We start from the raw sequence: 21,442 nt of genomic DNA, 5'->3' as shown, positions 1-21,442 counted from the left end.
TTAGATACTATAAAACTTAAACTATTTCTTAGATTCTTTAACTGAAATGTTTAATTCTCTTAATTGATCATTACTTACTGTACTTGGTGCTTGTGACATTAAGTCTAATCCACGCCCTGTTTTAGGGAAAGCAATAACTTCACGAATATTTGGCTCTTGAGCTAAGACCATTACTAAACGATCAAGTCCTAAGGCGATTCCTCCATGTGGTGGGAATCCATACTCTAAAGCATCTAATAAAAATCCAAATTGACTATAAGCTTCTTCTTGAGTGAATCCTAATAATTCAAACATTTGCTCTTGCATTTCACGTGTATGGATTCGGATACTTCCTCCACCAATCTCATAACCATTTAAAACAATATCGTATGCATTTGCTAATGATTCAGCTGGATTATTAGTCAATTCCTCGATATCAGTATTTTGTGGTGATGTGAATGGATGGTGCATTGCAACATAACGTTTGTTGTCTTCATCATACTCAAGTAATGGCCAGTCCACTACCCACAAGAATGCCAATTCAGATGGGTCATACAGTTCATGTTTGGCACCTAAGTGTAATCGTAATGCTCCAAGCGAGTCTGCAACAACTTGTGTTGAATCAGCCATAAAGAATATAATATCTCCCACAGATGCGCCTAATGCATTTGTTAAATATTTATAGTCTTCTTCTGATGAGAAGAATTTAGCGATTGGCCCATTGAAACCTTCTTCTGAAACTTTGGTCCACGCTAATCCTTTTGCTCCATACGGTTTTACAATATTAAATAATTCATCCGCGGTTTTACGAGTGTAGTCGTCTGCATGGCCTTTGAGGTTAATAGCTTTAACTTGACCACCATTGTCAACAGCACCTTTGAATACCCCAAAATCAGTTGTTTTCGCAAAATCTGAAAGATCAACTAACTTCATTTCAAAACGAATATCTGGTTTGTCTGAACCATATTGATCCATAGCTTCTTGGTATGACATAACTGGGAAATCTTCTGTAATATCAATACCTCTAGCAGCTTTCGCCACAGCTTTTAGCATATCTTCAGTAATTTTTTGAATTTCTGCTTGTGTTAAGAAACTTGTTTCAATATCAACTTGAGTAAATTCTGGTTGACGGTCACCACGTAAATCTTCGTCACGGAAGCAACGAACAATTTGGTAATAACGATCCATCCCCGCACCCATTAATAATTGTTTAAATAATTGAGGTGATTGTGGTAAAGCAAAGAAATGCCCTGCATTGTTACGTGTTGGCACTAAATAATCACGTGCACCTTCAGGTGTTGATTTCGTTAAATAAGGTGTTTCAACATCGATAAAGTCTAAGTTGTTTAAGAATTCACGAATTGTCTGTGTAACTTGGTGACGTAGACGGATATTATTAAACATTTTTGGACGTCGCAAATCGATAAAACGATTACGTAAACGAACTTCTTCATCTGTTTCAATTGAATCCTCAATATAAATAGGTGGTGTCTTACTTTTAGCAAGAACAGTTAATTCTGTTGCTAATAATTCAAATTCGCCTGTTGGTATCTTAGGATTTACTTGCTCATCAGCACGACGTTTTAACGTTCCTGTTACTTCAACAACGAATTCACTTCTTAAGTGATCAGCTTCATCCATTTGTTCTGGGATATATTGTGCATTGAAGACAACTTGACAGAATCCTTCTCTATCTCGTATGTCGATGAATATAACTCCACCTAAATCACGACGTTTTTGAACCCAGCCTTTTAGCGTTACTTCTTGATCAACAAATGATTCGTTAATTAATCCAGCATATGTAGTTCTCTTTTTCATTAGTATTTACCTCCAAAATATTTGTCAATTGCTGACGTATCAACAGTTAACTTGCGATATTCGCCAATAAAGTCTTCCATTAAATCATCAAATGAAATTTCTGACTGTTTTCCTGTTCCTTGATGTTTAACTTGAACTTTTCCAGTTTCTACTTCTTGATCACCGATAGTAATCACAAGTGTCGTATTTAATTTATCAGCTGTTTTAAACTGAGATTTCATACTACGATTTAAATAGTCTCTATCTGCAACAAGTCCATCTTTTCTAGCAGCTTGAACAGCTCTTAATGACATTGAATTAGCTTTTTCGCCTAAACTCATAACAAATATATCTAAACCGTCAGTTTTGGGTATTTCTACTTCTTGATTTTCTAATAGAAGGATTAATCGCTCTAAACCAATTCCAAAACCAAAACCTGGTGTTTTTGGCCCTCCTAATTGTTCTACAAGTCCATCATAACGCCCACCACCACACACTGTTGATTGCGCACCAATTGAGTCGTCAGTTGCCAGAATTTCAAAAATTGTATCTTGATAATAATCTAAGCCACGAACGATTGATGGTGTAACTGTAAATGGAATATCTAATTCAGTTAATAAAGATTGAACTTCTTCAAAGTGCTTTTGACTTTCTTCTCCAAGAAAATCTAATATAATTGGGGCTTTTTCTACTAACACCTTATCTTTTTTATCTTTTGAGTCAATGATTCGCATTGGATTATCAGTTAAACGTCTCTGTGAATCTTCACTCAATTGATCTTTAAGAGGTGTAAAATAATCTATTAATGCAGTTCGATAATTATCACGTTCTTCTGGCTTACCTAATGAATTGATATGAAGTGATAGATTCGACAATCCTAATTCTTCGAATAAATCCATTGCCAACGCGATTCCTTCAACATCTGTAGCCGGATTTGTACTTCCGAACACTTCAATTCCTAATTGATGGAATTGTCGTTGTCGACCAGCTTGTGGTCTTTCATAGCGGAACATTGGTTCCATATAATATACTTTTAAAGGTTGAGGATGTTCTGGTCCATGTAGCTTATGCTCAATATATGCACGAGCTATTGGCGCAGTTCCTTCGGGTCTTAACGCCAAATGACGGTCACCTTTATCTTTAAAATCATACATTTCTTTCGATACGATATCAGTCGTATCCCCTACTGAACGATGAAATAATTCAAAAGATTCAAACAAGGGAGTTCTGATTTCTTTAAAATTATACGAATCTAATACTGCTCGTGCAGTGTCTTCAACATAGTGCCATTTATCAATATTAATGGGCAGAATATCTTCTGTACCCTTTGGTTTTTTTAACATAATTTACCTCCATAAATATAAAAAAGCCCTACAGCAAGTTGCTATAGGACGTCTTCAACGCGGTACCACCTAAATTTGTAACAATATATATTATTACCTTAGAACTGTAACGTAGTTAGCGGGACAACTTTGCATTGTCCATCTCCATAGTGTCTTCAATTTCTCTTCTTCTACTTTCAGCGTATGAGAAGTCTCTGTATTCGAGAAATTTACTTGGCTACTTCAACGATTCTATTAAAATACCTCTTTATTATAGAGTCTAATTAAAATTTAATCAACTAAATTCTTAAAGGAAAAAAATTAAATCGTTTTCAAACTCTTTTTCATCTGATATGATAAAGTGTAGCAATACATAATCCTTTTATTATAAGCAATAATGTGCACAAATTTATACAAGCAGACATATAATGAGCGTATAAAAAAAGGACTTAACGGTTTTATAACAAACATATTACTATTAAGTGACAAAGGTTAATCGTATTTGTATTTATGTTACACAATTTATATAATAGCCTTAATATGTTTAAAATTTAGTAGGAGTGGGGGGATTTTATCAATACCTTCAATATATTCTTAAAACGACTATACACAAAAAAGTATTTTCCACCGTTTATCACACTAATTCTATTATTATTTAGTTCACTTGCAGTGTTAAGCTTAACGACTGGTGAACTACTATCTATTAATAAAGAATTTGTTGTTTTAAGAAGTCAACCAGCAACAAACAGCCAAGCTATTGTTTCCTTGGATATGGATTCAAATATTAATGTCATATCAGAGAGAAACGGTTGGTTGCGCGTTCGATACAATGGAACAACTGAAGGTTGGATTCCAGAATGGTTACTTGAGAGCGAAGTTTTATTAACTGATCAAAACCTTGCTGCTCATTTACTTGTAGCATCACCAATATATTCAGATCAGTCAACAGATTCTGAGCAATTAGCTGATGTAGATGCAGGCACTTATTTAATTGTTAATTTTGAGAGCAATGGTTGGTTACAAGTTGTATTCGAAAACCAATATGGATATATACCGACTAGTTCAGTCGAATTAATCCATCAAGATGATATACCAGAAACTGTAGCTGAACAAGAGACCTCACCTGATACCCTTCCGGATGAAATGACTCCAGAAGAATTAGAAGCAGCAGATCGACTTGTGATAGTACGTCAAGAAAATCAAGCATTTTTATCAGCGCCTGATCTTTATTCGGATATCATTTATACGCCGTCTTCTAATCAACGATTTGAATTAATTGATACTATTAACGGTAGTGACGAGACAGAGTTTTACTTAGTTGAGGATGAATCAGGCATCAGAGGTTATATTGAATCTCGTGTCTCTGCACTAGGAAGCGATTCTTTAGAGCATGTCGGTACAACGAATCCAGGCTCACTAGCTGAAGCTACAATAATGATTGATGCTGGGCATGGTGGTGAGGATTCTGGTGCTATTAGTTTAGATAACATCACTTACGAAAAAGATGTTACTTTAAGAACAGCTGAACTTTTACAAGCCAAATTAGAAGCTTTAGGTACTACTGTTGTTCAAACTCGTTCGGATGATAGCTTTGTTGACTTAGAGGAGCGAACGGATTTAAGTAATGAAGCAAATGTAGATGCATTTTTATCTCTACATTATGATTCGTCCCCTGTTCCTGATTGGCATGGAACAACGACTTATTACTTCCATCAAGATGATTTCGATTTGGCTGATAGTATCAATCAGCAGCTTTCGCAATTTGAATTACCTAACAATAATGTTATGTTTGGAAATTATCATGTTTTAAGAGAAAATAATCAACCAAGTCTTCTTCTAGAGCTAGGTTATATGAGCAATAGTATAGACATTGATTATATTCGTTCTCAAGAATATCTCGAAAGTATCACTGATTTAATAATTATTGGTTTATATAATTACTATAATCAATAAGTTTAATCCAATGAAAAACGACTTCATCTCTTAATAAATGAGATGAAGTCGTTTTTTATTAAATTCTATTTTCTAACACTTCTGTTAATTTCATCACAAACTCAGTCCAACTATAAATTGCATCGTCTATTGCGCCTGGTTTAAATTTTGTTTCTTCACTAAATGCTTTGACACCGCTGTTAATTTATAAAGAGCCATCTCTGATTTAGTCGACCAGAGGCGTACTAATTTGTGCCGAACTGAATCTGCCACCCCAAAAAAGGAAGTAATTGCCCATTAACGCATTTACTTCCTTTTACTTATAAATTTCTGTTTTTTGAATCGAGTAAAATTGTAACTGGTCCATCATTTGTGATTTTTAACTCCATGTTAGCTCCAAACTGTCCGGTTTCAACTTTATATCCATATTCTCTTAGCGCTTGATTAAATTTTTCATATAACTGGTCAGCTAAGTCAGCTTTCGCTGCATTTGTAAAGCTAGGTCGGTTTCCTTTTTTGGTGTTACCATATAATGTAAATTGACTAATAGACAGTATTTCTCCACCAACATCTGATAAAGACAGATTCACTTTACTTTCTTCATCTTCGAAAAGACGCATATTAGCCACTTTTCTTGATAAATAGGCAACATCATCTTGAGTATCTTCATGTGTAACTCCCACTAATAGAACTACACCTCGGTCGATTTCACCAATAATTTCTCCATCCACTCTAACATTACTATTTAAACTTCGTTGGATAATAACTCGCATCATAACAACCTTTCTAATTACCTTATCTCAATACAGCAAAGTACAATTAACCAGTAACCCGCTTAACTTCATATACATCAGGTATATTTTTTAATTTGTTTATCAAATCTTCTAATTGCTTTGTATTTGATATTGCTACTTTCAATGAAACTGTAGCTGTACTATTTCTATCACGTTTCCCGTTCACACTTAATAGACTCTTCACTGTATGATTTACAACATGCAAAACATCGTTTATTAGACCTGCACGGTCAAAACCAACAATAAACAATTCGGATACATATTCCTCGGTTGGTTGAAACTCTTGATCCCATTGAACATCAATTAATCGATCATTTAATTCTGTTTCAGCTAATAAATTCGGACAATCTTTGCGATGAACAGAGATACCTCGACCACGTGTGATGTAACCGATGATATCGTCCCCTGGAACAGGATTACAACATTTACTTAAACGAATCATTAGATTGTCTGAACCTTCAACAACCACACCACTTTCATGCACTGTTCGTTGGCTATTGCGTGATGAAACTTCTTTAGAAATGGTTGTGTCATTATCAAGATTGTCTTCTTCATTACGTTCAATACGCAAATCTAAGAAATTAATAATCGTCGAAACATTCACTTCTCCAAGCCCAATTGAAGCATATAAATCTGTCAGTGTATTAAAATTAAATCGCTGTAATACGTTTGTTTCAATTTTTTTGTTGCTTAATATTTTTAGCGTATATCCTAATTCTTTTAATTCTTTTTCTAAGATGTCTTCACCTAATTCGCTATTTTCTTCTCTATCTTGAAGTTTAAAATAACGCTTAATTCGGTTGCGAGCTTTACTCGTTGAAGTAAATTTCAACCAGTCTCGACTTGGTCCATTGGAATTTGAATTTGTTAGGATTTCAACAATATCTCCATTTATAAGTTTATAATCTAAAGATACGATTCGACCGTTTACTTTTGCACCTATAGTCTTGTTCCCTATTTCTGAGTGAATATGGTATGCAAAATCAATGGGTCCAGATCCTGTTGGTAATTCCATAACTTCTCCATTAGGCGTAAACACATAGACTTGATCTTTGAATAAATCTTCTTTGACAAAATCCATAAACTCACTTGCATCTTTAGCGTCATCTTGAAGCTCGACTAAATCACGGAACCATGTCATTTGTTTATTAATACTTTCATCTTCGTTAACCTTACTTGTCTTGCCTTCTTTATATGCCCAATGTGCTGCAACCCCAAACTCAGCAATCATATGCATTTGTTTCGTTCTGATTTGAATTTCAACCGGTTTGCCACTCGCACCAATGACAGTAGTATGAATTGATTGGTACATATTCGCTTTAGGCATAGCTACATAATCTTTGAATCTGCCAGGCATTGGTTTCCACTGTGTATGCACAGCACCCAATACTGCATAACAATCTTTAATCGAGTCAACAATAACACGGATAGCTAATAAGTCATAAATATCATCAAATTCTTTTCTTTGATCTACCATTTTACGGTAGATAGAATAAATGTGTTTTGGCCTACCAGAAATATCTGCGTCTATTTCCAACTCTTCAACAGCTATTTTAATCTCATCAATTGTTTCTTTGATGAAAGATTCGCGTTCAGTACGCTTAGTGTCCATCTGGTTCACGATTGAGTAATAGTACTCAGAATTAACGTAACGAAGAGCTATATCTTCAAGCTCCCATTTTATTGAGCTAATCCCTAATCGATCCGCTAGTGGTGCATAAATATCAATCGCTTCTTGAGATTTCTCAATTTGTTTATCTTTGCGTTGATACTTCATTGTCCGCATATTATGTAATCTGTCAGCAAGTTTTACAATAATTACTCGTAAATCTTTACTCATTGCCAGCAACATTTTCCGGTGATTTTCTGCTAATGCTTCCTGCTTACTTTGGAATTTTAGTTTACCTAATTTAGTGACTCCATCGACTAAAAAAGCAACTACGTCACTGAATTCGTTACTGATGTCTTCTAATGTACGATCCGTATCTTCAACTACATCATGTAAAAAACCAGTAGCTACCGTAGAAGGATCTAGTTGTAATTCAGCCAAAATCCCAGCTACTTGAATGGGGTGAATAATATAAGGTTCACCAGATAATCGAAATTGTTCTTTATGAGCTTCAGTTGCATAATCTAGTGCACGTTGAATAAACTCTAAACTACTCTCATTCATGTACTTCGCACACAAATCAAGTACATCTTTTGCTGATAAATCTTGTCCTTGCAAATTTATTCACCTCACTTCTTAAAATATAAGCGCAATTATAACCTAATTATATTTATTTAACAACATCCAGCGCTTTTTTCTTTATTTTTTATTATAACAAAAGACTGTGCTTTTGTTTAGCACAGCCTTCTTTTGTGACACGTAATGATTAGTAACTGTCGTCAGTTGACGTTGATTGAGTCCCTGAAACAATCGCGATCCCTTTTGACGCACCTATTCGAGTAGCTCCCGCTTCTATCATAGCAATCGCTTCATCATAATTACTTACTCCACCACTTGCTTTAACTCCTAAATCCGGCCCCACTGCATCACGCATTAATTTTACGTCTGTAAGTGTCGCTCCACCTGTTGAAAATCCAGTTGATGTTTTAACGAAGTCTGCGCCAGATTCTTTAACAATTTCCGATGCCTTGCGTTTTTCATCATCTGTTAATAAAGATGTTTCGATAATTACTTTAGTCGTAATTGATTCGTCGACTGCTTTTACAACAGCTTCAATCTCATCTAATACATAAGCCCAATCGCCATCTTTTGCACGTGAAATATTGATAACCATATCGATTTCATCCGCACCATCTTTAACAGCTTGTTTTGCTTCGTATACTTTAATATCTTTCGAGTTTGCTCCTAAGGGAAATCCTATTACAGTACATACTAAACTTTCAGAATCATTTAATAATTCTTTCGCTTTTGATACCCATGCTGGGTTAATACATACTGATTTAAAGTTATACTCTGCAGCTTCTTGACATAATTTTTCAATTTGACTTTCTGTCGCATCTGCTTTCAGTAGTGTGTGGTCAATATATTTTGATAATTCCATTTTATCTCCTCTTTCTTATACTTCTAATTGATAACTAATTGCACTTAAAGCGTAGATAGGTGCAGTTTCTGCTCTTAGAATTCTGGGTCCCAAACTACTTTCAATATACCCTACTTCTTTCAATTTGGCTACTTCCATTTCTGTCAAACCACCTTCAGAACCAAAGACAATAATTAAATTTTCTCCGGCCTGAATTTCATTCAATGTTTTTTTGAGTTGGCCGTGCTGACCATTTTTGGCAGTCTCTTCGTAAGCAATTAATTTATGCTCATAATTTGGGGCTTCTTGAACTAATTTATTTATCGTTGATAAAGAACTTATTTCTGGTATAACATTTCGATGACATTGTTCTGCCGCTTCTTTACTTATACGCTCAAGTCTTTCGAGTTTACTCGCTTGTTTATTATCTTTCCATTTTACAACATCTCTATCTAAGGCAACTGGTATAAACTTAGCCATTCCACATTCTGTTGCTTTTTGTACAATCAAATCAATTTTATCATTTTTTGATAAACCACAAGCTATAGTCACTTGAATGGGCAGTTCTTTTTGTTGATCCTTTAACTCATCCACTATAATTAAATTCGCTGCCCCATCTATAATCTCTTTAATTTTTGCTTTATAAGCAATATTTTTTGAGTCTACAATAATAAGCTCGTCATTCACTTGTCCTCGCATTACTCTTGTTACGTGATGGTTATCAGCCTTTTCCAGTTGGATAATTTGTTCTAACTCTAAGTCTTTGTTCAAAAAATAACGTTGCATTAATCCTTTTCTCCCTTAATCACAATATAGTTAACCCATTCATTCATGTGTGTTTTAAGATAAATCTTGAACTGATGCTTCTCTATTGCTTCTTCAATTAAGTGAGCTTTATCATTTAAAATACCACCTAAAATTAAATAGCCGTCATCTGCTAATAATTTATAAGCATCTGAGAATAGATTAACTAAAATATGCGGCAAAATATTTGCGACAATAATATCCGCTTTATTATCAATCCCTTTTAGTAAATCATTTTCAATAAATTCAATCTGATTCGTTTGGATTAATTGGACAATCTTTGCATTATTTTTCTGAGATTCTAAATTATTAATAGCAGCTTGAACAGCCTGAGGATCAAAATCCATCCCAAGAACTTGCTTTGCTCCGAAGACAGCCGCAATAAAACTCAAAATACCTGTTCCAGTTCCAACATCTAGGACAATTTCTCCCCCACGCATAACTAACTCTAACGCTTGAGCACTTAGGCGAGTTGTTGGATGATTACCCGTTCCAAAAGCAACACCAGGATCCATGAATATAACTTGTTCATGTGGCGCTGGATGGTATTCTTCCCATTCTGGGACAATGGATAAGAACCTTGAAATTCGTTCTGGCTTATAATATTTCATCCAGTTTTTATGCCAGTTTTCAGTTTTTAAGTCATTGCTTTCAATTTTGAACTCAATATTTTCAATTGTGTTTAAGTTTGCTTCAAGTTCATCAAGATGTATACTAGATTCATAATAACCAATCACTTCTACAGGATGATTTAAATAATCCTCTGGTAAATCTACGGGGATTTCTCCGAATAAATTGGGATGGTTTTCTAAATAACCTTGTGCATATTTTATTTCATTTCCTACCGCACCTGCCTCGTTTAAATAATAATTAACTAAATCAATTTCGTTAGTTTGTAACGAATTTAACGTGATTTTTATTTCCTTCCATGTTTCAACCATTTATCAACACTCCTTAATTTATGTCATTTTGTTGTGGAAAATAAATTGGCGTTTTACTATATCGATTGCTTTCAATTAATCGATTTCTAATCTCTTCAAATTCATTCCACTTCCACTCTAATGAGAACTTCTCCGCTTTTGTATCTGACAGAAATTCTAGCCATTTTATATTCACGGACGACGTTAAATTTTTTAAATACTTAACAATAGAAAGGCACTCGCCGTAGTCGATACCCATCTCGTAATTCAAAGGAATTGAGACTATATAATCATCATGACTAAATTCTTTCTGACGATTATCATAAATAATAATTTTCACAGTGTACAAAATGGTTTCGTGATTACTTGTTATATTCATCGTATCTCTAAAAGGATGATTATTCGGATTCGATAAAGTCATTTGGAAAATTAATACAATATCATTTTCTTGTTCCCGCCATTCTATTGCCCACTCACAGTGAAAATAAGATTCTTGAATTAGCTGTTCAAAAACGTTTAATATATTTGATTTATTCATTAATACACCACCTAATTAGTCATCTAATATTATGACTGATTTTGCATTATATTTCAATTTAATTAGAGTTAGCTAGACCTAACTAAGCAAAAACAAAATACCTTCTCACTCTTCATTAAATAATTATTTATCAATAAACTAATTTCCCCCTTGTTATTCACGCCATAGCACATTATAATGAATTAGCAATTTGACTAATTTCATGGCATAATAAAATTAGTCAAACGTTGTAATACTAACTTAATTATTTCTTTAGTGTTTTACTTTGAATTTTATTCGAAGTAATAGTAAACTATTAATTAGTTTCAACTAAAGTGCCATTCTTATAAAAATATATAACATACGAGGTGAATAAAATGGCAGAAAAAAACCTAACTGCAAAAGATATATTACAAAAAGAGTTTAATAAATCTGTGCGAGGATACAATACTGCTGAAGTTGATGAGTATTTAGACAGTATCATCAGAGATTACGATTCTTTCCAAAAAGATGTAGTTTATTTAAAAAATGAAAATGAACGTCTAATTAGTAAAGTCGATGAGCTTACAAAACAACTTGCATTAGCTAAGAAAAGCACACCTAACTCTCCTGGGAGCGGTGTAACAAACTTTGATATTCTTAAGCGTTTATCAAATTTAGAAAAGCATGTTTTCGGTTCTAAAATTGACAATACAGACAATACAATCGATTACTCAAAAGCAACAAAATATTAATAAATGATCTAGTAAATTTCAGATAATCGCGGTTATTAATTTAGCTGAGGAAAGTCCATGCTCGCACAAGCTGCGATGCTTGTAGTGTTCGTGCTTAACGAAAAAATAAGTTAAGGTATCCTTTTAAGGATAACGGCAAAAAAACCATCTAAGGTTTCGACTATGATGCAGTATTTTGTAAAGTGCCACAGAGACGAAGCTTATAGGAAACTATAAGATTGGAACGCGGTAAACCCCTCGAGCGAGCAACCCAAACATTGGTAGGGGCATTTCTTCAAGTAGTAAATGAACAAAAGAAGAAGACGGTATTATTATCGTAGATAGATGATTATCCATTATCTCTAGTCCCTATGCTAGAGATAATGACAGGACATGGCTTATAGAAATTTACTATTCATAGGTTTTATTTAATTGACTCTGGAATCAGAGTCTTTTTTTATGTAAACTTAAAGTGGAAAAATATTGGAGTGAAAAATATGAAAAAATACTCGTTATTAGCTACTGCAGCTGCTGGAATTGAAGCTTTAGTTGCTAGAGAACTTAAAGATTTTGGTTATGAGACCCAAACTGAAAATGGACTTGTTCGTTTTGATGGTACTGCAAAAGATATTGCATATAGTAACTTATGGTTACGTACAGCGGACCGTGTAAAAATTATTTTTGGTGAATTTGACACTAAAACATTTGATGACTTATTTAATCAAACTTATGACCTTCCTTGGGAAGATATTCTTCCTATGGATGCTGAATTCCCTGTAAGTGGAAAATCAATTAAGTCAACATTACATAGTGTACCTAACGTTCAACGTATTGTAAAAAAAGCAATTAGTAAACGATTAATGGACTTCTACCACCGTCGTTCTGACTTACCTGAAACTGGTGCCCTTTTCCCTATCGAAGTTGCAATTAGAAAAGACCACGTCATGTTAACTTTAGATACTAGTGGAACAAGCTTATTCAAACGTGGATACCGTGAACATAAAGGGACAGCGCCAATGAAAGAAAATATGGCTGCTGCATTAGTAATGCTTACAACTTGGCGTGATGATCGTCCATTGTACGACCCTACTTGTGGTTCAGGAACAATCCTTATTGAAGCTGCATTAATGGGACATAATATTGCTCCAGGTTTAAAACGTGAATTTGCTGCTGAAAAATGGGACTTACTTAACGAACATACTGATGTTTGGCAAGAAACTCGCACTGAAGCCGAGGAAGCTGCTGATTATGATAAAGAACTACAAATATTTGGTTCGGATGTAGATGGACGTATGATTGAGATTGCACAAGACAATGCTCGTGAAGCTGGTGTCGGAAATTCAATCGAATTCAAACAAATGCAACTGGCTGATTATCGCCCTACGACGGATTTCGGTATCCTAATATCTAACCCTCCATACGGAGATAGAATGTTATCTGAAGAAGCTGTTCAAGATATTTACCGTCAAATGGGTGACTTATACGAGACAATGCCTACATGGAGTAAATACATCATCACAAGTGATGATAAATTCGAAGAGTTTTACGGTAAGAAAGCGACTAAAAAGAGAAAGTTATACAATGGTCCTTTAAAAGTGACTTATTACCAATACTGGGGTCGTCGCAACTAAAAAATATTTAATTATTATGGTTAAAATTAAGCTTTCTGATTAGGCCTAGTAGCCCAACCAGAAAGCTTATTTTTATAATTTATCAAAGACTAATTGAGAATAAGTAATCGTTTTTTCTAATTTCCCCTCTTTTCTCAAAGCTTGTTTTGCTAATGAATCTGCTCCACGGTTTTGAGCTTCTGGAATCCAACTAGCAAAAAATGTCGGGTATTCATTGATAATGCTCAATATATAATCCAATAATTTTTTGTATTCTATATTTTTTACATACTGTTTTTCAATTGATTGAATTACTATTTTACTATCTGACTGATACGTGATAATCTGGTTTGTATCAAGATTGGTTTGTATATAATTTATTGCTGCAATTAATGCTAGAAACTCAGCAATATGATTATCTGTAACCTCCGATACGAATATTTTTATTAACTCACGATGATTATCATGTACTATATGTATGCCAATCCCAGTCTCTTGAGTGTTGGGATTATAAGCAGCATCTGTATTTATTTTGATCATCTTTAACCTCTTTTATTTTTTATGAAAGGAAAAACTATGACAGATATTACGCCAATGCCGAATAATGCTGAAAATTATTACAGAAAAGCAATAAATGCTTTAGAAAATAACCATTTTACTGAAGGAATTCATTTATTAGAAAAGAGTTATAAACTAGATGAAGCTCCCCATATATTTACTGAACTGATTAAATTATATATTACATTTAATCAGCAAAATGATTTATTACGATTATGGAGAAATGACCGATTTACTTTAGATTTCATCTCAGAATCAACACAATTAATCAGTCTATATTCTCAATCATTGCCAATAATGAGTCCTACTAGTGAAAGTTTAAATAAATTATATCAATTAAGAGATTTAAATCAAAGTTCAACTGTGACAATTGAACTAAATAAATCAATTAAATCGATTACTACTCAATTAGAGATCAGGCAAAAAATAAATAATTTGGATACTGAAGAAAAGTTCCAAGCATATGTGCATCACTTATTGTCTTTCTCGCATTTTGATTTATTATCGGAATTAAAACAAATTTATCAGACTGATTTAAATAAAAATTTACCCTTGCTTAAAGCATTGTTAATGCAGGAGAATATTTTAAACTTTATCAAAAATGATATATTACACTACATATTAAATAGTAAAGAAAACATTAACTTAGAACTTTGTTGGTTAAATACACGAAAAAACATTAATACAAGTGAATTGAAAGCATATAAAGATACTGATTATTACAAAGATGGAACGACAGTAATTGAAGATTACTTCGCTCAAACTGATCCTCACTTTGCAACACAAGTACATGAATTATTCAATTTACATGTCATGATTTTTTATCCTTTCTTCGAAGAAACAATATCCAATCCCAAAGATTGGTTACGTTATACCCTCATTCAGTTCGGATTAGAAAATGGCGATGATGAAATTCTCAATGATAAAGAAATAGCTGTATACCAAATGGCTCAAAATGAACTAAATCAATTATTCCAAGTATAAGTAAAAGCCATTCCGAAATTAACTTGGAATGGCTTTTACTTGAAATTTAATTAAATCAAAAACATGCCTTATTAAAAATGAGGCATGTTTCTTTTAATTTGTAGTCGTTACTTCTTCGTATTCGAACATAACATCTTCATCTTCATCTTGCACTGGAAGAGAAACAAACGATACTATATCTTTGAAGTTCACAATAGTTCGATCTTCGCAAATATCACGCATCGTTATATCAGATTCTTTCCAATATATTTCGACAACAGCACTATTCGTTAATAGTTTAATTATAATACCACTCATTTTACTATCTCTGAACTTAAATTCAATCTGATTACCAACTTCAGGACGGATTTTGTCCTTCACACTCTCAATTTTGACAAGCCCTTTTTCGTAATCAACATCTAAAATCGTTGCAATACGAGATTTGCTAGTACCTCTTCTTAGTTCACGTTCAATAATCTTACGTTCACTTGCTGTTACGTTTTCTGTACTCACGTTAATTCCCTCTTTCCTTGTTGACCTTAACGCTCACTAATACAATTATAACGTATTTTCAAATATATTGCTCACAATATGCTTTTTAACTTTTTCCTGTTATTAAAACATCAATTGCATTACTTATTATTTCAATTTCTAATGGTAGTTCTGGTCCATTATCACCATCAACGTTTGTAATAACTTTCTCATTATCTAATGCTTCTATCTTAAATTTCGTGTCAGATAATCTAAAGATATTATCAGCATCTAAATTAGCTAAACCAACCTCAAGCCCTGCTCTAATCGTGCTGATTGGAGTATGTCCTTTAATAGCAGCAAGATACCCTTTTCCATCATTATAACTCGCTTCAGGAACCATAAATTCTACCCCACCAATACTATTCGTTAAACCAATAAATAATAGATTCGTCTTAATATCCGTTTCTGTTCCATCTGAAGACGTTACTCGTATTTCATAACCTTTATCTGTAAAGAAAGCTTTTATGCCGTCACGAACATACGCCAGTACACCAAATTTATTCTTATCGTCTGAATTAGTTGCCATAACCTCTTCAGCGATAGGACCTAATGCAATAACATTAACGAATACTTGATTATTAACTTTACCGACATCTAATTTGTCTAATGATGCTTCTTTGAAGTCTTCAATCGCTTTTTCTACATTCATATTATAGCCTAGTGCGCGCCCTAAATCATTCACTGTACCCATTGGGATGAAACCAAAAATCGGTTTATCATCTGCTTGCAAAATCCCATTGACTGTTTCTGAGACTGTTCCATCGCCTCCAAGGCAAATTACAGTGTCGAAACCCTCTTTTGTAGCATTTTTGCTCCACTCTGTAGCATCATGTTCTACTTTAGTTATTTTTATTTCAACATCTGAATTATGATTCAATTCAAGAACATCTTTTAATTTTTCAGCATATTTTTCACCGTGGCCTTTTCCAGCGACAGGATTTGTTATTAACAATACTTTATTAAGCATACGCTTCACCATCTTTGTGTTTTTTTATTAATATAATTAGTATTATACCAATTTAGATAATCATTCTCATCCATAATATGATTTTTGTATTAAATTTATATGAAGTTTGTAGAATACTTGTTACCAATACCCGTTTAATAGTATAATATGTATTTAGAAAACTGTAGTATGCAACTACAAGGAGGAAATTTTTAATGAAGACAGAATTTAAGGTTTTATTGTTTTATAAGTACAAGACAATCGAGGATCCAGAGGCTTTTAGGTTAGATCATATTGCTTTTTGCAAAAGACATGGACTTAAAGGACGCGTATTAGTTGGAACTGAAGGTATAAACGGAACAGTATCAGGAACAATCGAGCAAACTGAAAAATATAAAGAGTACCTACATTCACAGTCTGGTTTTGAAGATGTATGGTTCAAAGAAGATCCAGCAGAAGGATATGCTCATAGTAAGATGTATGTTCGTGTACGTGATGAGATTGTATCTCTTGACTTAGAAGATGATATCGACCCATTAACTACTACAGGTAAACACTTAAAACCAACTGAATTCCGCGAAGCTCTTGAAGATAAAGATACAATTGTATTGGACACGCGTAATGACTATGAATATGACCTAGGTCATTTTAAAGGAGCTATTCGCCCTGAAATTCGTAATTTCCGTGAATTACCGGAATGGGTTATTAATAACAAAGAAAAATTCATGGATAAAAAAGTCGTAGTTTATTGTACTGGTGGAGTCCGCTGTGAGAAATTCTCTGGTTGGATGCTTCGTGAAGGACTTGCTACAGAGGTTGGCCAATTAGAAGGTGGTATTGACACTTACGGTAAAGATCCTGAAACTCAAGGTGATTTATGGGAAGGTCAAATGTATGTTTTTGATGAACGTATCTCTGTTCCAATTAATCGTGTAGCACCAACAATTGTTGGTAAAGATCACTATGACGGAACTCCTTGTGAGCGTTATGTAAACTGCTGTAATCCTGAATGTAACAAACAAATTTTAACTTCTGAAGAAAATGAAGCAAAATATGTACGTGGATGTTCACCAGAATGCCGTCGTCATCCTCGCAATCGTTTTGTAACTTCTAATAATTTATCAACAGAAGAATGGCAAAATCGTTTAACTGCTATTGGAGAATCTCTTTACAATACTGAAACTGCCTAAAAATAATATAAACAGGAAGATGGTGAATCAATGACTGATAAAAATTCAAAAAATAATTCTAAAGATAATAATTTTTTTGACATTTCATTTGACGAGCCTATTGAAGATAACCAATCTACTCATCAAGTTAACTCTGAAAACTCAAAAGAATCAATAAAACACTCTTCTTCCACAAAGTGGGATAGCTTTTATGAGAAATTTCAAGATGAACAAAAAGAACGCTATACTGATAACCAGAAGGAAGAAGCATCTGATTCGGATTTCAATAAACAACTCGAAGCAAATAAACCTAGTGAATCACAAGGTGATATGATTGAACCCAATAGATCTTCAATAATGTTAAATCGTTCAATCAAAAGAGTCCAAAAGCTATTTACTGATACAAATGAGGCACCCTCTTCTGACTATTCAAATATAAAATCGGCTAAAAGTCGAAATTTAAATGAACGAGCAAAAAGAGCTTCTCTCCAAACGAATGATATACCAATCAGAGACGATGCTAGTAAAAGAAAAATAGTAAGAGAACAAAGTAAACTCGCTGACAATTCTCCTTCTCGTTTAAATGAGGGTAATCAATTAAATGCTGAGAGCTTATATTCAGATAAAGTTAGTTATACCACTAATCCAATTCCGAAAAAAACAGATAAGTCATTCGAAGAATCAAATGTTAATGCTGATTTTTCTCAGACTAATGATTCTGACTTTCCTAGTCCGGATCAATTGTTTGCTGAGCGTGAGAGACGTCGTAAAGAGAGAATAAAACAGTTAGAAAGTATGAGTACAAACATAGAAATAGAAGATTCATACAAATCTATGACCTCAAATTCAGTTTCGAAAACAGAAGACGTAAAGCATGATTTATCAGACACTAATACAGTTTCTGACAATTACAGTGATGATTTGGATGGTATCGATTTAGCTTATTCAATGCCAAATAACAACGAAACAAAGTTAAATGAGGAAAGTACTTTATCAAATGATAATCAAAACGGTGATAAGGTAGTTTTTCCTGACGAACACTGGTCCTCTTCCATGGATTCGATTCATGTGTTTAGTCCTGATAATCAAGATGTAGTATCTTCTTCCTCAGATCATGAAGATAACGATAGTAATGCATTCCTAGCTGCACCCACTATGACTGTCGGGGCTTTGGCTAGTGATCATCAGCCAAACGATGAACCCATTGATGATAAAGTAGCGAAGAGAGAAAAACGTCGTCAAGAAAGAAAAGAAAAATATTCACTTAAAAACTTTTCTCTAAAAGATAAAACATTTTTCGGCATGAATGTTACATTCAATGTTATTAAACGACTGATTATGTACATCATTATTATTATTGTTTTAGCAGGTGCCTTAATTGGTGGAGCAGGAATTGGATTCTTTGCTAATCTTGTATCCAACACCCCACCTCCTACTCAACGAGAAATGGCTGAACAAATTAATCGTCTTGAGCAACAAAGTACTTTATATTATGCAAATGGAGATCCTATCGCTAATGTCCGAACAGATATTGTCCGTTCTGTTGCTAATCTAAACGATATATCTGATTATATCGTAGATGGTTTTGTAGCTACAGAAGATGAATATTTCGAAGAGCATCCCGGTATAGTTCCTAAAGCATTATTTCGTGCTGTACTTGAAACATTCTTAACAGGTTCAGGTACAGGTGGTTCTACCCTTACTCAACAATTAGTTAAGCAACAAATGCTTACGAATGATGTTACTTTCTTTAGAAAAGCAAACGAGATTCTCTTAGCTCTTCGATTAGAAAATTACTTCTCTAAAGAAGAAATTTTAACAGCCTATTTAAATGTTTCCCCTTTTGGAAGAAATAATAATGGCGATAATGTTGCAGGTATTGTAAAAGCTTCTGAAGGTATCTTTGGTGTTTCGCCTGATGATGTAACATTGAATCAAGCAGCCTTCTTAGCTGGTTTACCACAAGATCCTTATAGTTACACACCATATAATCAAAATGGTGAAATTCGTGACGAAGAATCTCTTCAATTTGGTATTGATCGAATGAATGAAGTTTTATATCGTATGTACCGTGAAGAGAAAATAACAAAAAATGAGTATGAAACTGCTATTGCTTATGATATTACACAAGACTTCTTACCATCAGAGCCACGTGAGGAAGAGCGCCAATCATATCTTTATCAAGCTATTATGAATGGTGCAATTGAACAGCTGATGTTATTAAACATCCAAGATGATGGCTACTCTTGGAAACAAGTCTATAGTGATGATGAATGGTACAATGAGTATTACTTTGCAGCAGAAGATCAGTTACGTACAGGTGGATATAGAGTTCACTCAACTATCGACAAAGAGATTTACGATCAGTTACAAGAATCAGCACAAGCTTATGAAGATCAATTAGGTGCTGTCTATGACGGTGTTTATACCGATCCAGAAACTGGCTTTGAAACATATTACGTTGAAGAAGTACAAACTGGTTTAGTAGCAATCGATAATAACACTGGAGCTGTACTTGGTTTTGTTGCTGGTACTGATTTTGAAAACAATCAAATTGACCACGCATTCCAAATGCGTCGCTCCCCTGGTTCTACAATTAAACCTTTAGCAGTTTATGGACCAGCGGTTGAAAACAACATCATTAGTCCTGCTACAATTATTCCTGATACAGCTTTTGTTAGAGAATTAGATAATGGTGAAATTTATGCACCTACAAACTATGGGGAAGTAGTAAGTGGTACCCTAATGACTGCTCGTACGGCTCTCTTAAAGTCAGATAATATACCCGCAGTTCGAATCTATGAAGAATTGCTCCGTCAAGGTGTGCCTATTATTGATTATATAGAACGTATGGGCTTTAATACGATCGATTCATATACTGAAAGTGATGCACAACGCTTACCTTTCTCACTGGGTGGCGTTTCAACAGGCCCTACTGTATTAGAACAAACGCGTGCATTTTCTACTTTTGCGAATGGTGGAGAATATGTTGATGGTTATTACATTAATCGTATCGAGGATGCTTTTGGCAATGTTGTATTCCAACAAAACGAAGCACCTACCAGAATATTCTCAGAGGATACTAACTATATTATGGTAGATATGTTACGTGATACAATGACTGAAGGTACGGGACGAACTGCCAATGAAAACATGAACGTTCCTGGAGATTGGATTGCGAAATCAGGTATTAGTGAAAACTCTAAAGATATTTGGTTTATTGCTTCTACCCCATCAATCACAATTGGATCTTGGATTGGGTATGATTCAAGATATGCAGATTATACAATTGACGTAAATGATGGATTTGATCGTGAAAGTGTTCGTAGTCAAATTTACTGGGCACGAATTGTAAATGATTTATATGCTTTACGTCCTGAAATATTTGGTACTGATGAAACCTTTGTTCAACCAAGCTCTGTCCAAGAACAGACTGTATTAGAGCAAACTGGGACGCTTCCAGGTAACTTCACTCACAATGGAAGTACTTATCAAATAACTGGCCCTACTAAGACTGAGTTATTCAAAGTTTCTAGCCCTGCACCTGAGTTAACGTTTGACTTTATGTTAGGGGCATCTGAAGATGATTTAGCTTTATTTTGGAATAATGTTCGTTCGCTTCAAGAACAACAAAGAAGACAACAGCAACAGCAGCAACAACAATCATCATCTCAAGAAAGTGATGAAAGTAATAGTAGCACTGAAGATGAATCTAACACAGATGAAACAACTGAAAACCCAGATGAAAATGATGAATCAAATACTGATGAAGAACAAACTGAATCAGTTCAAGGGTAATAATGATTAAAAACACTGAAGTTGCTATTATTAGGTAACTTCAGTGTTTTTTAATTT

The 21,442-nt window shown here is 34.1% G+C and carries 17 protein-coding genes and 1 other RNA gene; 7 read left to right on the top strand and 11 right to left on the bottom strand.

The window, feature by feature from the left end:
* Window positions 1-21: 21 nt before the first annotated feature.
* Together aspS and HYQ40_00355 are read right to left on the bottom strand one after the other, a co-directional pair.
* Window positions 22-1,797, bottom strand: coding sequence for an aspartate--tRNA ligase (aspS, locus tag HYQ40_00360; GenBank protein MBZ6526206.1), 1,776 nt, complete (start codon window positions 1,795-1,797; stop codon window positions 22-24).
* Window positions 1,797-3,122 (bottom strand): histidine--tRNA ligase, encoded by a 1,326-nt coding sequence (locus HYQ40_00355; GenBank protein MBZ6526205.1) that lies wholly within the window; start codon window positions 3,120-3,122, stop codon window positions 1,797-1,799. Before HYQ40_00355 ends, aspS begins: the two co-directional genes overlap by 1 nt.
* A gap of 645 nt (window positions 3,123-3,767) precedes the next feature.
* On the opposite strand from HYQ40_00355, the gene HYQ40_00350 reads away from it, so the two are divergent.
* Entirely contained in the window at window positions 3,768-5,051 is a 1,284-nt protein-coding gene (locus HYQ40_00350) for an N-acetylmuramoyl-L-alanine amidase (GenBank protein MBZ6526204.1), read from the top strand.
* A gap of 299 nt (window positions 5,052-5,350) precedes the next feature.
* Here the strand turns inward: HYQ40_00350 and HYQ40_00345 are convergent, their stop codons facing one another.
* The 6 genes from HYQ40_00345 to HYQ40_00320 all read right to left on the bottom strand — a co-directional run bounded on the left by HYQ40_00345 (window position 5,351) and on the right by HYQ40_00320 (window position 11,115).
* Window positions 5,351-5,803, bottom strand: coding sequence for a D-tyrosyl-tRNA(Tyr) deacylase (locus HYQ40_00345; protein ID MBZ6526203.1), 453 nt, complete (start codon window positions 5,801-5,803; stop codon window positions 5,351-5,353).
* Window positions 5,804-5,849: 46 nt separating this feature from the next.
* The gene (locus tag HYQ40_00340; GenBank protein MBZ6526202.1) at window positions 5,850-7,997 is read right to left on the bottom strand and encodes a bifunctional (p)ppGpp synthetase/guanosine-3',5'-bis(diphosphate) 3'-pyrophosphohydrolase; all 2,148 of its coding nucleotides are present in this window, start codon (window positions 7,995-7,997) and stop codon (window positions 5,850-5,852) included.
* Window positions 7,998-8,199: 202 nt separating this feature from the next.
* A complete protein-coding gene (gene deoC / locus HYQ40_00335; protein MBZ6526201.1) occupies window positions 8,200-8,874 on the bottom strand; it encodes a deoxyribose-phosphate aldolase in 675 nt (224 codons plus the stop codon).
* A 15-nt stretch (window positions 8,875-8,889) separates the two neighbouring features.
* Window positions 8,890-9,639, bottom strand: a complete 750-nt coding sequence (locus HYQ40_00330; GenBank protein ID MBZ6526200.1) for a 16S rRNA (uracil(1498)-N(3))-methyltransferase — start codon at window positions 9,637-9,639, stop codon at window positions 8,890-8,892.
* Window positions 9,639-10,598: a 50S ribosomal protein L11 methyltransferase gene (prmA, locus tag HYQ40_00325; protein MBZ6526199.1), complete on the bottom strand. Its 960-nt coding sequence runs from the start codon at window positions 10,596-10,598 to the stop codon at window positions 9,639-9,641. Before prmA ends, HYQ40_00330 begins: the two co-directional genes overlap by 1 nt.
* Window positions 10,599-10,611: 13 nt before the next feature.
* On the bottom strand, window positions 10,612-11,115 hold the full coding sequence (locus tag HYQ40_00320; GenBank protein ID MBZ6526198.1) for a DUF3013 family protein: 504 nt from the start codon (window positions 11,113-11,115) through the stop codon (window positions 10,612-10,614).
* Between the two features lie 356 nt (window positions 11,116-11,471).
* Between HYQ40_00320 and gpsB the strand changes: the two genes are divergently transcribed.
* From gpsB to HYQ40_00305, 3 genes are all read left to right on the top strand, one after another.
* The gene (gene gpsB / locus HYQ40_00315; protein ID MBZ6526197.1) at window positions 11,472-11,828 is read left to right on the top strand and encodes a cell division regulator GpsB; all 357 of its coding nucleotides are present in this window, start codon (window positions 11,472-11,474) and stop codon (window positions 11,826-11,828) included.
* Window positions 11,829-11,842: 14 nt separating this feature from the next.
* Window positions 11,843-12,213: RNase P RNA component class B (rnpB, locus tag HYQ40_00310), an RNA gene on the top strand.
* Window positions 12,214-12,304: 91 nt separating this feature from the next.
* The gene (locus HYQ40_00305; protein ID MBZ6526196.1) at window positions 12,305-13,438 is read left to right on the top strand and encodes a class I SAM-dependent RNA methyltransferase; all 1,134 of its coding nucleotides are present in this window, start codon (window positions 12,305-12,307) and stop codon (window positions 13,436-13,438) included.
* Window positions 13,439-13,510: 72 nt separating this feature from the next.
* Here HYQ40_00305 and HYQ40_00300 read toward each other — a convergent pair whose 3' ends face one another.
* The gene (locus HYQ40_00300; protein ID MBZ6526195.1) at window positions 13,511-13,957 is read right to left on the bottom strand and encodes a ribonuclease HI family protein; all 447 of its coding nucleotides are present in this window, start codon (window positions 13,955-13,957) and stop codon (window positions 13,511-13,513) included.
* Between the two features lie 36 nt (window positions 13,958-13,993).
* On the opposite strand from HYQ40_00300, the gene HYQ40_00295 reads away from it, so the two are divergent.
* Window positions 13,994-14,959, top strand: a complete 966-nt coding sequence (locus HYQ40_00295) for a hypothetical protein (protein MBZ6526194.1) — start codon at window positions 13,994-13,996, stop codon at window positions 14,957-14,959.
* Between the two features lie 93 nt (window positions 14,960-15,052).
* Here the strand turns inward: HYQ40_00295 and HYQ40_00290 are convergent, their stop codons facing one another.
* Entirely contained in the window at window positions 15,053-15,451 is a 399-nt protein-coding gene (locus tag HYQ40_00290) for a DUF2187 family protein (GenBank protein MBZ6526193.1), read from the bottom strand.
* A gap of 85 nt (window positions 15,452-15,536) precedes the next feature.
* Window positions 15,537-16,439: a diacylglycerol kinase family lipid kinase gene (locus tag HYQ40_00285; protein ID MBZ6526192.1), complete on the bottom strand. Its 903-nt coding sequence runs from the start codon at window positions 16,437-16,439 to the stop codon at window positions 15,537-15,539.
* Window positions 16,440-16,633: 194 nt separating this feature from the next.
* Between HYQ40_00285 and HYQ40_00280 the strand changes: the two genes are divergently transcribed.
* Window positions 16,634-17,608 (top strand): rhodanese-related sulfurtransferase, encoded by a 975-nt coding sequence (locus tag HYQ40_00280; protein MBZ6526191.1) that lies wholly within the window; start codon window positions 16,634-16,636, stop codon window positions 17,606-17,608.
* Between the two features lie 774 nt (window positions 17,609-18,382).
* On the top strand, window positions 18,383-21,385 hold the full coding sequence (locus HYQ40_00275; GenBank protein ID MBZ6526190.1) for a penicillin-binding protein: 3,003 nt from the start codon (window positions 18,383-18,385) through the stop codon (window positions 21,383-21,385).
* Window positions 21,386-21,442 lie beyond the last annotated feature (57 nt).

Source organism: Aerococcaceae bacterium DSM 111021 (assembly GCA_020112395.1).
Taxonomy (GTDB): Bacteria; Bacillota; Bacilli; order Lactobacillales; family Aerococcaceae; genus Ruoffia.
The sequence above is the reverse complement of the archived record's forward strand: the minus strand, read 5'-3'. Positions and strand labels throughout refer to the sequence as shown.

Bases quoted from the DNA above. Each gene is read 5' to 3' on its own strand.
- aspS (MBZ6526206.1), bottom strand. From the start codon at position 1,797: ATGAAAAAGAGAACTACATATGCTGGATTAATTAACGAATCATTTGTT.
- HYQ40_00345 (MBZ6526203.1), bottom strand. From the start codon at position 5,803: ATGCGAGTTATTATCCAACGAAGTTTAAATAGTAATGTTAGAGTGGAT.
- HYQ40_00340 (MBZ6526202.1), bottom strand. From the start codon at position 7,997: ATGAATGAGAGTAGTTTAGAGTTTATTCAACGTGCACTAGATTATGCA.
- deoC (MBZ6526201.1), bottom strand. From the start codon at position 8,874: ATGGAATTATCAAAATATATTGACCACACACTACTGAAAGCAGATGCG.
- HYQ40_00330 (MBZ6526200.1), bottom strand. From the start codon at position 9,639: ATGCAACGTTATTTTTTGAACAAAGACTTAGAGTTAGAACAAATTATC.
- prmA (MBZ6526199.1), bottom strand. From the start codon at position 10,598: ATGGTTGAAACATGGAAGGAAATAAAAATCACGTTAAATTCGTTACAA.
- HYQ40_00320 (MBZ6526198.1), bottom strand. From the start codon at position 11,115: ATGAATAAATCAAATATATTAAACGTTTTTGAACAGCTAATTCAAGAA.
- gpsB (MBZ6526197.1), top strand. From the start codon at position 11,472: ATGGCAGAAAAAAACCTAACTGCAAAAGATATATTACAAAAAGAGTTT.
- HYQ40_00305 (MBZ6526196.1), top strand. From the start codon at position 12,305: ATGAAAAAATACTCGTTATTAGCTACTGCAGCTGCTGGAATTGAAGCT.
- HYQ40_00300 (MBZ6526195.1), bottom strand. From the start codon at position 13,957: ATGATCAAAATAAATACAGATGCTGCTTATAATCCCAACACTCAAGAG.
- HYQ40_00295 (MBZ6526194.1), top strand. From the start codon at position 13,994: ATGACAGATATTACGCCAATGCCGAATAATGCTGAAAATTATTACAGA.
- HYQ40_00285 (MBZ6526192.1), bottom strand. From the start codon at position 16,439: ATGCTTAATAAAGTATTGTTAATAACAAATCCTGTCGCTGGAAAAGGC.
- HYQ40_00280 (MBZ6526191.1), top strand. From the start codon at position 16,634: ATGAAGACAGAATTTAAGGTTTTATTGTTTTATAAGTACAAGACAATC.
- HYQ40_00275 (MBZ6526190.1), top strand. From the start codon at position 18,383: ATGAGTACAAACATAGAAATAGAAGATTCATACAAATCTATGACCTCA.